Source organism: Streptomyces sp. NPDC088923, assembly GCF_044749745.1.
Lineage (GTDB): Bacteria > Actinomycetota > Actinomycetes > Streptomycetales > Streptomycetaceae > Streptomyces.
Map to the genome: position 1 here is coordinate 105561 of NZ_JBIVIO010000012.1, position 12788 is coordinate 118348.

Below are 12788 nucleotides of genomic sequence, written 5' to 3' on the forward strand. Positions count from 1 at the left end.
TATCCAGCCGGTACGAGGGGGTGGTGCGACAGGCACGCGACGTGCGCGGATGATCCCGGATCGTGATGCTCAATTTCCGCTCAGATGTGCTGACGGTGCTCGCACCTGCTCACTAGGGTCCACCCAACCGAGGAGGACGGAGTTGTGAGCCGATGACCGCAGTATCGGTGTCGAAGGACGCCGCGCCCACGAGCGAGGACCTGGTGGTCCTGAGCAAGGTGAACAAGCACTTCGGCGCACTCCATGTGCTTCAGGACATCGATCTGACGATCGGGCGCGGCGAGGTCGTCGTGGTGATCGGTCCCTCGGGGTCCGGGAAGTCCACGCTGTGCCGCACCATCAACCGCCTGGAGACGATCGACGACGGTGCCATCACCATCGATGGCCTGCCGCTGCCGCAGGAGGGCAAGGAACTCGCCAGGCTGCGCGCCGATGTGGGCATGGTCTTCCAGTCGTTCAACCTGTTCGCCCACAAGACCGTGCTCCAGAACGTGATGCTCGGCCAGGTGAAGGTGCGCAAGGCCGAGAAGGGGGCCGCCGAGGAGAAGGCGCGGCAGCTGCTCGACCGGGTGGGCGTCGGCTCGCAGGCCGACAAGTACCCCGCGCAGCTCTCCGGTGGCCAGCAGCAGCGCGTCGCGATCGCGCGGGCGCTGGCGATGGACCCCAAGGTCATGCTCTTCGACGAGCCGACCTCCGCGCTCGACCCGGAGATGATCAACGAGGTCCTTGAGGTCATGCAGCAACTGGCCCAGGAGGGCATGACGATGGTGGTCGTCACGCACGAGATGGGCTTCGCCCGCTCCGCGGCGAACCGTGTGGTCTTCATGGCCGACGGGCGCATCGTGGAGGAGGCGACCCCGGACAAGTTCTTCAGCGCCCCGCGCAGCGACCGCGCCAAGGACTTCCTGTCGAAGATCCTCCAGCACTGAGCGACGCACGGCGCTGAGCAACCCGCAGCACTGAGCGTCCTTGGCGCCGAGCACACGCCGGCCCGCAGGCAGCACACGTCGCCCACCGGCAGCACAAGCCCCGGCAGCGCAGCCGCCGCCGAACGCAAGAAACGCCGAACGCAAGAGGCGCCGACCACCACAGCTCGCCGCCCCCACCGGCCGCCGGACACCCACCCCGGACAACCGGTGCCTCCCCCAAAGGCACCAGCGCACCACCGCACGGTCCCGCTGTCCACCGGCGGGCACCGCGCAGGTCGGCGGGCGTCCCCAGGCCCGTACCCGCCACCGCCGTTCCACCGATTCCGATCCGCCGTCGATCACGATCGACCGTTATCGAAGGACTCACCATGAAGTTCCGTAAGGTTTCCGCCGCCGTCGCCGTGGTTCTCACCGTCGGCCTCGCCGCGAGCGCCTGTGGCAAGAACGACGACGACAAGGGTTCGGGCGGCTCCGGCGGTGGCAAGAAGATCACCATCGGGATCAAGGTCGACCAGCCGGGGCTCGGCCAGAAGCTGCCGAGCGGCGAGTACGCCGGCTTCGACGTCGATGTCGCCCGGTACGTCGCCAAGGCCCTCGGCTACAAGACGAACCAGATCGTGTGGAAGGAAGCGAAGAGCGCCGACCGCGAGACGATGCTGGAGCGCGGTGACGTGGACTTCATCGCCGCCTCGTACTCGATCACGGACGAGCGTGAGGCGAAGGTCGACTTCGCTGGCCCCTACCTCCTCGCCCACCAGGACATCCTGGTCCGTGCCGACGAGAGCGACATCAAGGACCCGAAGGACCTGAACAGCAAGAAGCTCTGTTCGGTCACCGGCTCCACCTCCGCCCAGAACATCAAGAAGGAGCTGGCCCCCAAGGCGGATCTCCAGGAGTACGGCGGCTATTCCGAGTGCCTCACCGGCCTGGAGAACAAGGCCGTCGACGCGCTGACCACGGACGACTCCATCCTCGCGGGCTACGCGGCGCAGAAGGAGTTCCAGGGCAAGTTCAAGCTCGCCGGCTTCAAGATGACCAACGAGAACTACGGCATCGGCGTCAAGAAGGGCAGCGACCTCAAGGACAAGATCAACGACGCCCTGAAGAAGATGGTCGAGGACAAGTCCTGGGACAAGGCCGTCCAGGACAACTTCGGTCCGGCGAACTACAAGAACGAGCCCGCCCCGGCGATCGGCGACGTCAAGAAGTAAGCGACGGCGCTCAGCAGATGACAGCTCGCGTGCGCTTCCCCGCCCGCTTCCGCACGGCGGCGGGCGGGGACCGCGCGGGACAGTAGTCGGGGTGCGGTCGGTGCGCGGACGGTGACGTGCGCGCACCGGGCCCATCCCCCGCGTGGAAGCACGGGAGATCGTGTTCGACTTTCTTGAAGGTTACGACCTGCTCGGGGCGTTCTGGATGACGGTGAAGCTCACCGCTCTGGCCGCCGTGGGCTCCCTGATCTGGGGCACCGTGCTCGCCGCCATGCGGGTCGGCCCTGTCCCCCTGATGCGTGGCTTCGCCACCGGTTACATCAACATCGTGCGGAACATCCCGCTCACGGTGATCATCGTCTTCACCTCGCTCGGCCTGTTCCAGACGCTCGGCATCGACCTGGGTGCGAGCGACTTCAAAGCGATCAACTTCCGCCTGGCGGTGCTCGGACTCATCCTCTACACGTCCACTTTCGTGTGCGAGGCGATCCGTTCAGGCATCAACACGGTTCCGATGGGACAAGCCGAGGCCGCCCGCGCGCTCGGCCTGAACTTCCGTCAGGTCCTCACGCTGATCATCCTTCCGCAGGCGTTCCGCTCAGTCGTCAACCCGCTGGCGAACGTCCTCATCGCCCTCACCAAGAACACGACGATCGCCGCGGCGATCGGCGTGGGCGAGGCCGCGGTGCTGATGAAGGAGATGATCGAGAACGAAGCCGAACTCTTCTTGATCGGACTCGTCTTCGCCTTCGGCTTCATCGTGCTCACACTTCCCACGGGGCTCATCCTCGGCTGGGTCAGCAAGAAGGTGGCGATCAAGCGATGACCTCGGTGCTCTTCGACGCCCCCGGCCCCCGGGCCAAGGGACGCAACATCCTCTACTCCGTCCTCTTCGTCATCGTCGCCGCCTTCGTCGTGTGGTGGATCGTCGTGAAGCTGGACGACAAGCACCAGCTCGACTGGGCGAAGTGGAAGCCGTTCTTCACGGACAGCCAGGCATGGACCACATACCTGCTGCCCGGACTCGGGCAGACACTCCTCGCGGCGGCGATATCCATGGTCATCGCGCTGCCGCTCGGCGCGGCGTTCGGCATCGCGCGGCTCTCGGACCACGCCTGGGTACGGGTCCCCGCGGCGACCATCGTCGAGTTCTTCCGCTCGATCCCGGTACTGATCATGATGCTCATCGCCTTCGAGGTGTACGCCCAGTACACCTCGGTGTCGACCGACGACCGGCCGCTCTATGCCGTCGTCACCGGCCTCGTGCTGTACAACGCCTCGGTGCTCGCCGAGATCGTCCGCGCCGGCATTCTCTCGCTCCCCAAGGGACAGACCGAGGCCGCGCACGCGATCGGGCTGCGCAAGGGACAGACCATGCGGTCGATCCTGCTGCCGCAGTCGATCACCGCGATGCTGCCCGCGATCGTCAGCCAGCTCGTCGTCATCGTGAAGGACACCGCGATCGGCGGCTCACTGGTCAACTTCTCCGAGCTGATCAACTCGGTGAGGCCGCTCTCCGCCGCCTACGGCGCCAACACCATCGCGTGCTTCACCGTTGTCGCGGTGATCTACATCATCGTCAACTTCTCGCTGACGAGTTTCGCGACGTGGCTGGAGAAGCGGCTGCGCGCGGGCAAGAAGTCCACCGGAGCGGTCCTGAGCGCCGCCTCCGTCGACACCGGCGGCACCGGCACGACCGGCGTGCAGCCGGTGAAGGCCGACGCCTGACCGCCTGCCACAGACTCCCGGTACACCCGGGTCTCGCGGCCCGCGAGCGGGAGGCCCCAGGGTCTCCCGCGCCGGGTGCCCCGTCGGCGGCGGGGCACGCGACGCGGACGCGCACAAGAGGGCGGGACGAGAGCCTTGGGGGGCTTTCGTCCCGCCTTTGCGCGTGCGGCGCCCCGCCCCTGGTGCACCCGCCGCCCGCCCCTGGCGCACCCCGCGCCCCGCCCCTGACGCGCACCCCGCCCCGCCCTCGCGCACCCCATATCCCGCCCCCGCCCGCGCTGCCTCCCGCCTCCGCCCGCCATCCCCCTACCCTCGCCCGCGCCGCGTCGCGGCGTACGCGCCCTGCCGCGCCGAGGACGCGCCGGTTCCCTGTACGTGCTCCCCCGCGCCCCCTCGCCTCGCCGGCCCCGCGTCCGGCGGAGCCGCCGACGGGTCCGTGCCCCGCGCGCCCGGGGGTGCTTCGCTTGACGCGGGCACCCGCAGTAGGTTGCATACGGTCTGTGATCACGCACCGGTTTCCACTCGCACGCATCACCGAAGCCTCCTCCTGCCGGGACCGCACCGGAGCGCTGCCGTGGAACCGGTGATCGTGGTGGGCGCCGGCCCCGTCGGTCTCGCGCTCGCGCTGACCCTGACCCGGCACGACATCCCGTGCGTCGTCCTCGACGAAGGCTCGTGGAAGGACGAGGAGCGACTCGCGCGTACAGCGGTGCTCCGCGCCGACACGGCGAGCTGGCTCGAACGGCTGACCGGCGCCGCGCTCTCCGCCCCGACGGGCGCCCCCGGCCCCGCGCCCGCGCGGGCCGAGCCGGGCGGCAGGGCCTCGGCCGCCGTCGCGCGCGCCGCGCTCCCCGCCGCGTCGCCGGTCACGCAGGGCGACACCCGGGCGGCCGGGCTCCGCTGGTCGGGCTGGCGCCTGATGCGTCGTAAGCAGACGGTGCGGCACATCGTCTTCGGCGAGGACGACGTCGCGGCGGGCGGTGCCAGGTCGCGTACGGGAGAACCGTTCGCCGCGCCGCTGCACATCCCGCAGCACGGCCTCGTCGTCGCATTGCGCCGGGCGCTCATCGGTTCGCCGCTCGTGACGCTCGTCGCCGACAGCCGCGTCGTGGCGCTGGAGCAGGAAGCGGACGGCGTGACGGTGCGCACCCGTGGCGCGGGGGGCAACTGGTGGCGCGGCAGTCACGTCGTGGGCTGCGACGGGCCGCGCTCCACGGTGCGCAAGCTCATCGGTGTGCGCTTCCCGGGGCGTTCGGGTCTCGAACGGCACGCGGTCGCGGCGCTGCGCGCGGAACTGCCGCATCCCGGCGAGGCGCTGCTGCACCGTTCGCCGCCGTGGCGCGGCGCGAGCCCGGAGATCGCGGCGCGTCCGCTGCCGGACGGCGCGTGGCGCCTCGACTGGCTGCTGCCCGCCGAGGGCGATCTCGTCACCCCCGACGCCCTCGTGGCGCGGGTACGGGAGACCCTGGCCGGCTGGTGCGGGGGCGAGACGCCTCCGTACGAACTCCTCGACACCGGCGTGTACACGGTGCACCACCGGCTCGCGCGGAGCTGGCGCGTCGACCGCGCGTTCCTCGCGGGGGACGCCGCGCACCTGGTCGGTGCGGTCGGCACGCAGGGGCTCGACGAGGGGCTGCGCGACGTGCGCAATCTCGCCTGGAAGCTCGCCGCTGCCGTGCGCGGCGAGGCGGGTCCCGGACTCCTCGACAGCTACCAGGCCGAGCGACTCGGCGCGGTCGCGGCCCGGCTGCGCGCCGCCGACCAGTCGCTGCCGATACTGCGCGGCGGGGGCCTGCTGCGCGAACTGGTGCCCGGCACGGCGCGTGGACACGAGTCGCTGCTGAGCGACGCGCACCTCGGCGACGGCCCGCTCGGCGCCCCGCCCTCGTACGCGCGCTCGCCGCTCGCGCCCCGCGTGGCCGACACCTCGGTCGCGGTGGGCACCGCGCCGGGCGCCCCGGTCGCCGACGTGCTCGCGATGGGTGAGGACGGCGCCTCCGCGCCGCTCTCCGCGCGCCTCGGCCGCGGCGCCTTCCTCGTCCTGCTCATCGCTCCGGGCACGGGGGTGTGGGACGCGCGGCACTGGCGCACGGCGGGCATCATGCCGCGTCTCGCCGCCGCCGTGGACGCCCTGCCGTGCCGTGCGGTACTCCTCGTCGCCGAGGGCTACCCGGGCGCCGCCGCGCACACGGTCCTGCTCGTACGACCCGACGGCCACCTCGTCACGGCGCTCCACGGCGTCCAGCCCGCGGCGCTGTACGGGGCGGCCGACGCGGCGAACGGCGGCGCGGGCGCCCCCGGGGACGACGCGAACGGCCCGGACGGCGCGGCGGACGGCCGAGCAGCGGCGGAGGACGACGCCTACGGAGACGACCCGGACGGCGCGTACGGCGCGGAGCCCGGCGGGGCGTACCAGGACGAGGCGGAACCGGGCAACGGCCACCGAAAAGACGCGGAGCCCCGCGGGAGATACGGCGACGAGGGTGGCGATGTCCCGCACGGCGGTCGTCACGAGGACGCGCCGTCGCGCGACGTACAGTCCGCCCCGGCGCTCGGCCCCGCGCCGCACGACCAACCGCCCGCGCCCCGTCGCGGGGAGTCCTCCGCGCGCGAGGGCGCCGCTTCCGGAACGCGCCGGGACACGGAGACCCGGCGGCTCACCATCCGTCCCGGGAGTGAGTGAGCAGCGGCGGACGCGGGGGCTTTCGCGAGGGCCTGGAGGCGGCGGGGCGCGCGACGCGCGGCTGGTGCGCGCCGGGTGGGCGCGGGGGCGCGTGAAGCCTCCCGCCCCGCTCCCGCGCGCCATCAGCCGCCGGGTACGGGCGAATTGACGGCCCTCCGCCACCGTGGTCTACTCCGGATCATGACCGACACCGATGTGCGCCTGTGGCGACGGGTCCATATGGACCTGCTGCGCTACGCGGGCTGCGTGTGTCGCCGTTCTCGCTGAACTTCCCCTTCCGGCACCTCTCGTGCCCTCCCTCGCGCACGCGCCGTGGCCTGTCGTGGCCCCCCTCGCGCCGCGCGCCCTCAGCGAACCCAGGACGGTTCACATGTCTGTCACCGCGCCCGAAACCCCCATCCCCGCACCCGGCACCGAAACTCCCCCGGCCGGCCCGTCGGCCCCCGCCGCCGCAGGACCGACCCCCGCCGAACTCCTCGACTTCGTCCGCGCCACGGCCGCCGACGCCGATCTCGTCGCCACCCTCCCCCTCGATCCCGAGAACCGCACCTGGGTGCGGCTGGTGGGCCCCGGCGGCAGCGAGGCGTGGCTGATCGGCTGGCCGCCCGGGACCGGCACGGGCTGGCACGATCACGGGGGCTCGCAGGGGGCCTTCGCGACCGCCGCCGGGACGCTGCGCGAGGACTCGCTCGCCGTGCGGCTGCCCACCGAGGGCTGGCGCACCCTGGAGCTGGAGGACGGCGTCGACCGCTACCGCGCCCTCTCCCCCGGCGAGGGCCGTGCCTTCGGCCGCCACCACGTCCACCAGGTACGCAACGAATCCGGCGCCGAGCACGCCGTCTCCGTGCACGCCTACTATCCGCCGCTGCCGCTCATGCGCCGCTACAGCCGAACGGGGCCGTTGCTCCGCCTCGAAGAGGTCGAGCGTCCGGAGGACTGGCAGTGACCACTCAGCGGCCCGGGCCCACCGGGATAGACACGCTCGTCGACCGGATACGGGCCGGGCTCGACCGGCTCAACGCGCACCAGGCCAGGGAGGCCGCCGACGGCGGCGCTCTCCTCGTCGACATCCGCTATGCGGCGCTGCGTGAGCGCGACGGGGTGATTCCAGGCGCGCTGATCGTGGAGCGCAACGAGCTGGAGTGGCGCCTCGATCCCTCGGGCAGTCACCGCGTCCGCGAGGCGAGCGGCCACGACCTGCGGATCGTGGTGATCTGCGACGAGGGCTACGCCTCCAGCCTCGCGGCGGAGTCCCTGCGCCGTCTCGGCCTGCACCGTGCCACCGACCTGGACGGCGGTTTCCAGGCGTGGCGCGCGGCCGGCCTGCCGGTGGAACCGGGCCCGGGCACAACCGCCCGGCCCGCTGACGGCTGAGGTCGGCGGGGGCCTGGTGCCCCCACGCGCGGAAGCATGCGTGGGGGGACCGGCGAGGTCAGTGCGGGGAACGCCGTAGCCCTCCGCCGGAAGACCGGCCTGCCGAACGCCCGCCCACCGCCCACCGCGCCCCGCGCCCCGCACCCCGCACCCGCGCACCCGCGACGACCCCCACCCCGGCCATCCTCCCGGGGACATCGCCGCAGACCTCACCGCCCAAGCCCCTTCCGCCACGCTGAGCCGACCACCGGGCATGCCCCACCCCCATGCCACCGCCACGGGACGGCCCCCACCTCGTAGCACCGCCGGGACCCGCGCCCCGGCGATCCCGACAGCCCGCCCGCCACCAGCGGGCCGACGCCTCCGCGCGACCGCCCTTCCCTCCGGCGGCACCTCCCGCCGCGTGACACCCGCGCCCCCGTCCGCTACACCCCGTCCGGGAACTCCTCCAGTTCCTCCCCCTCCGCCTCCAGCGCCTGCCGCACGACCCGCAGGGCCAGGCCCTCGGGGTAACCCTTGCGGGCGAGCATCCCCGCGAGCCGGCGCAGGCGCTTGTCACGGTCGAGCCCCCGCGTCGCCCGCAGCTTCCGCTCGACGAGTTCGCGGGCGGTCGCCTCCTCCCGCTCGGAGTCGAGCTGCCCCACCGCCTCGTCGATGAGGCTGCTCTCGACACCCTTGGTCCGCAGCTCCCGCGCCAGGGCGCGGCGGGCGAGCCCTCGGCTGTGGTGCCGGGACTCGACCCACGCCCCGGCGAAGGCGGCGTCGTCGATGAGACCGACCTCCTCGAAGCGCGAGAGCACCTCCTCGGCGGCCTCCTCGGGGATCTCCCGCTTGCGCAGTGCCTCGGCGAGCTGTTTACGCGTGCGCGCCGTCCCGGTGAGGAGACGCAGGCAGATCGCCCTGGCCTTCTCCACCGGGTCCTGGGGCTGCTCCTCCCGACGCCTGCCCCGGGCGGAGGGGAGCCCCGCTGGTGGTGGCTCCCCTCCCTCCGTACCGTCGCCGTGCCCGTCCCCCGCGAAGGGGGCCGTGTACTCGCCGCGTCGTGTCACGGCTCAGCCCTTGGCGGCCACGGCCTTGGCTCCCTTGGGCGCCTTGGCCGCCGCCGGAGCGGGCACGGTCTTGGCGCCGGCCGGCGTTTCGGCCGTCTCCTCGGCCGCGGCCGGCTCGCCCTCGGGCTTCTCGGCCTTCTCCGGCTTCACGCCGACGCCGAGCTTCTCCTTGATCTTCCGCTCGATCTCGTCCGCGAGGTCGGGGTTGTCCTTGAGGAAGTTGCGGGCGTTCTCCTTGCCCTGGCCGAGCTGGTCGCCCTCGTACGTGTACCAGGCGCCGGCCTTGCGGACGAAGCCGTGCTCGACGCCCATGTCGATGAGCCCGCCCTCGCGGCTGATGCCCTGCCCGTAGAGGATGTCGAACTCGGCCTGCTTGAACGGCGGGGCGACCTTGTTCTTCACGATCTTGCAGCGGGTCCTGTTGCCCACCGCGTCCGTGCCGTCCTTGAGGGTCTCGATGCGGCGGATGTCGATGCGCACCGAGGCGTAGAACTTCAGCGCCCGGCCACCCGTGGTGGTCTCGGGGGAGCCGAACATCACGCCGATCTTCTCGCGGAGCTGGTTGATGAAGATCGCGGTCGTCTTCGACTGGTTGAGCGCGCTGGTGATCTTGCGGAGCGCCTGGCTCATGAGGCGGGCCTGGAGGCCGACGTGCGAGTCGCCCATCTCGCCCTCGATCTCGGCGCGCGGCACGAGAGCCGCCACCGAGTCGATGACGATGAGGTCGAGGGCACCGGAGCGGACCAGCATGTCCACGATCTCCAGGGCCTGTTCGCCGTTGTCCGGCTGGGAGAGGATCAGGTTGTCGACGTCGACGCCGAGCTTTCTCGCGTACTCCGGGTCGAGCGCGTGCTCCGCGTCGATGAAGGCGACGGAACCGCCGGCCTTCTGCGCGTTGGCCACCGCGTGCAGCGTCAGCGTGGTCTTGCCGGAGGACTCCGGGCCGTACACCTCCACGACGCGGCCGCGCGGAATCCCGCCGACGCCGAGGGCGATGTCGAGCGCCGTCGAGCCCGTGGGAATCACCTCGATGGGCTCATTGGGCCGCTCGCCCATGCGCATGACGGCGCCCTTGCCGAACTGCCGCTCAATCTGTGCGAGTGCGGCGTCGAGCGCCTTCTCGCGGTCCGTGCCTGCCATGGGTTCCACCCGATTTGCTTGAGTCGATCGCTTCACGTCAAAGACGCTACTGCCTGCCACTGACAATGCGCCGCGACCGCCTCCTGACCTGTGGATAACTCCCGGTCCTGGACACGCGGGAAGCGCGGGACAAGGGTCACCACCTGGGCAGAACGGCGCACCAGGTTTTTCATAAGAATGCGTGTTCGATTTCTGTGTCAAGTCGGCACGCCGTCCGAGACCGGGGCGCACGGCCGCCGTCCCGTCCGTCGAAGGTTGGTCCTCGCTGGTGGGACACGGCTGTTCGCGGATCTGGGCCGTGGGAGGTCGAGCGCGGTCAACCGATACGTGATGGTGTGGTTGCGCGCGGGAAGGCGAACTGAGGACTGCTGGGAGGTCGCGATGGCGGACGATCGGCTCGGGCTGGCCGCGGTGCTGGCCGCGGCGGAGGACGCTTCGCCGGTGGCCTCGCTCGATGTGGTGGCCCGCAACCTGCGGGACCGTTTCGGCGCGCGGTACGTGTCGTTCCTGTTCATGGACGTGGCCGGCCGGAAGATGGTGCGGGTCACCGAGGAGGCCGGCACGCAGCGGGGACGCCGGGCGGAACAGATCCCGCTCGCCGGCAGCGTCTACGACGAGGTGCTGCGCACCCAGAAGCTGGTCCGGGCGGTCGACGGGGGCCACGGGCAGCGGGTGCTGGCTCCGGTCACCAACCGGGGCGACGTCATCGGGGTGCTGGAGTTGTTCCTGCCCGAGGTCACCGCCCCGGTCCTGGAGCAAGTGGAGGAAGTCGCACACGCGCTGGCGTACATCGTGGTCACCGATCGCCGCTTCACCGATCTCTACCACTGGGGCCAGCGCACCGCCCCGGTCAGCCTGGCCGCCGAGATCCAGCGCCAGCTCCTGCCCACCGCCTCCTCCTGCGAGGCGGCCGAGTTCACGCTCGCCTGCGCGCTCGTCCCGGCCCACACCGTGGCCGGTGACACCTACGACTACACCCTCGACCGCGACACCCTGCACCTGTCGATCTCCGACGCGATGGGCCACGACACCGACTCCGCGCTGCTGGCCACCCTCGCCGTCAACGCCTCCCGGGGGGCCCGCCGCTCCGGCGCCGACCTGGCCGAGCAGGCCCGGCAGACCGACCAGTCCCTCCTGGACAGGCCGCACGGCGGCTTCGCCACCGGCCAACTGGTGCGCATCGCGCTCGACGGGTCCGGCTCCCAGCTCTTCAACGCCGGCCACCCCTGGCCCCTGCGCCTGCGCGACGAGGAGGTGCACCGGGTGGAGCTGAAGGTGAACACCCCCTTCGGGATCGAACCGACCACCCCCTACCGCGTCCAGGACCTCGACTGCCGTCCCGGTGACCGCCTCGTCTTCTACACGGACGGTATGCAGGAACGCAAAGCCGCCGCCGTCGACCTGCCCGGCCTGCTCCTCGACACCGCCGTCGAGCACCCGCGCGAAGTCGTCCGCGTCCTCACCGCCGCGGTCTACGACGCCAGCGACGGACGTCTCGCCGACGACGCCACCGTCATGTGCCTGGACTGGCACGGCCCCCACGCCGGTGGCCGCTACGCCTCCGCCGGCGCCGACGCCTGATCCAGACCGCTCCCCCGGCCCGCACCAGCGCCGCCGCCGGAGCCCGCCGTCACGGACCGCCGGTCGAGGCGGCCGGGGTGGCCGCGGTGGCCGCAGTGGCCGGGGTGGCCGTACGCACCGCGGCCCACGGCGCTCAGTCCTGGGCGTGCAGGGACTCCGCCGCCACCGCCGCGACCGTCTCCGCGACGAGCGAGAGCGCCGGGACGTCCAGCTTCCACTGCTGCCAGTACAGCGGCACGTCCATCGTCCGGCCGGGCACCAGTTCCGTGAGGGCCCCGGAGCGCAGCAGGGGGGCCGCCTGCTGTTCCGGTACGAGGCCCCAGCCGAGTCCCGCGCTCACGGCGTCGCAGAACCCCTCCGACGTGGGTACGTAGTGCCGGAACGGTCCCGCGCCCGGCGCGCCGGGGACCATGGAGCGCACGAAACGGTCCTGGAGCTCATCGCGCCGGTCGAAAACGATCACGTGTGCGCCGGGCAGTCGCTCCTCCAGCGGCCCGTCCGCCAGGTGGCGCGCCACGAATCCCGGGCTCGCCACCGGGGAGTACCGCTGCAGCCCCAAGGGGCGCACCGTGCAGCCCGCCACCGGCTCCGCCGAGGAGGTCACCGCCGCCATCACGCGCCCCTCGCGCAGCAGCGCGGCGGTGTGCGCCTCGTCCTCGCGACGCAGTTCGAAGCAGACCGGCGGATTCTGCGGGACCCGCGTCAGAGCGGGCAGGAACCAGGTGGCCAGGGAGTCCGCGTTCACCGCGATGGGGAGCCGGACCGGACCGGCTCCCGCGGCGATGCCGAGTTCCGTCCACGCGTCCCGCTCCAGCGCGGCCAGCTGGCGTGCGTAGCGCACCACCGCCTGCCCGGACTCCGTGGGCTGGACCGGCTTCGTACGCTGGAGCAGCACCCGCCCCGCGCGCTGTTCCAGCGACTTGATCCGCTGGCTGACCGCGGAGGGCGTCACGTGCAGCACCGCCGCCGCGGCGTCGAAGGTGCCCTCGTCGACGGCGGCGAGAAGCGTGCGGACCTGGTCATGGGGCAGGTAATCCATCACGACCGCTAATGCTACGTAAAAAACTTCAGCTGTACTCATGCCGTGGCGCTC

Annotated in this window: 12 protein-coding genes; 9 read left to right on the forward strand and 3 right to left on the reverse strand. The window is 72.0% G+C overall.

From position 1 onward, the window contains the following. Positions 1–152: 152 nt before the first annotated feature. The 8 genes from ACIP4O_RS29685 to ACIP4O_RS29720 all read left to right on the forward strand — a co-directional run bounded on the left by ACIP4O_RS29685 (position 153) and on the right by ACIP4O_RS29720 (position 7925). Complete coding sequence (locus ACIP4O_RS29685; protein WP_009069016.1) at positions 153–929, forward strand: amino acid ABC transporter ATP-binding protein; 777 nt, start codon at positions 153–155, stop codon at positions 927–929. A gap of 368 nt (positions 930–1297) precedes the next feature. Then, positions 1298–2140: a glutamate ABC transporter substrate-binding protein gene (locus tag ACIP4O_RS29690; RefSeq protein WP_401579178.1), complete on the forward strand. Its 843-nt coding sequence runs from the start codon at positions 1298–1300 to the stop codon at positions 2138–2140. Between the two features lie 160 nt (positions 2141–2300). Beyond that, positions 2301–2966, forward strand: coding sequence for an amino acid ABC transporter permease (locus ACIP4O_RS29695; RefSeq protein ID WP_361330684.1), 666 nt, complete (start codon positions 2301–2303; stop codon positions 2964–2966). Beyond that, the gene (locus ACIP4O_RS29700) at positions 2963–3868 is read left to right on the forward strand and encodes an amino acid ABC transporter permease (RefSeq protein ID WP_401579180.1); all 906 of its coding nucleotides are present in this window, start codon (positions 2963–2965) and stop codon (positions 3866–3868) included. Before ACIP4O_RS29695 ends, ACIP4O_RS29700 begins: the two co-directional genes overlap by 4 nt. Before the next feature lie 574 nt (positions 3869–4442). Next, entirely contained in the window at positions 4443–6551 is a 2109-nt protein-coding gene (locus ACIP4O_RS29705; protein ID WP_401579182.1) for an FAD-dependent monooxygenase, read from the forward strand. A gap of 180 nt (positions 6552–6731) precedes the next feature. After that, the gene (locus tag ACIP4O_RS29710) at positions 6732–6818 is read left to right on the forward strand and encodes a putative leader peptide (protein WP_324603596.1); all 87 of its coding nucleotides are present in this window, start codon (positions 6732–6734) and stop codon (positions 6816–6818) included. A gap of 103 nt (positions 6819–6921) precedes the next feature. After that, positions 6922–7497 (forward strand): cysteine dioxygenase, encoded by a 576-nt coding sequence (locus ACIP4O_RS29715; protein WP_401579184.1) that lies wholly within the window; start codon positions 6922–6924, stop codon positions 7495–7497. Next, entirely contained in the window at positions 7494–7925 is a 432-nt protein-coding gene (locus tag ACIP4O_RS29720) for a rhodanese-like domain-containing protein (protein WP_401579186.1), read from the forward strand. Before ACIP4O_RS29715 ends, ACIP4O_RS29720 begins: the two co-directional genes overlap by 4 nt. A gap of 425 nt (positions 7926–8350) precedes the next feature. Here the strand turns inward: ACIP4O_RS29720 and recX are convergent, their stop codons facing one another. Then, entirely contained in the window at positions 8351–8974 is a 624-nt protein-coding gene (gene recX / locus ACIP4O_RS29725; RefSeq protein ID WP_401579188.1) for a recombination regulator RecX, read from the reverse strand. 3 nt (positions 8975–8977) lie between these two features. Further along, complete coding sequence (recA, locus tag ACIP4O_RS29730; protein WP_361330702.1) at positions 8978–10114, reverse strand: recombinase RecA; 1137 nt, start codon at positions 10112–10114, stop codon at positions 8978–8980. Positions 10115–10495: 381 nt separating this feature from the next. On the opposite strand from recA, the gene ACIP4O_RS29735 reads away from it, so the two are divergent. After that, positions 10496–11695: a PP2C family protein-serine/threonine phosphatase gene (locus ACIP4O_RS29735; RefSeq protein WP_401579190.1), complete on the forward strand. Its 1200-nt coding sequence runs from the start codon at positions 10496–10498 to the stop codon at positions 11693–11695. A 133-nt stretch (positions 11696–11828) separates the two neighbouring features. Here the strand turns inward: ACIP4O_RS29735 and ACIP4O_RS29740 are convergent, their stop codons facing one another. Beyond that, positions 11829–12734, reverse strand: a complete 906-nt coding sequence (locus ACIP4O_RS29740; RefSeq protein WP_401579228.1) for a LysR family transcriptional regulator ArgP — start codon at positions 12732–12734, stop codon at positions 11829–11831. Positions 12735–12788 lie beyond the last annotated feature (54 nt).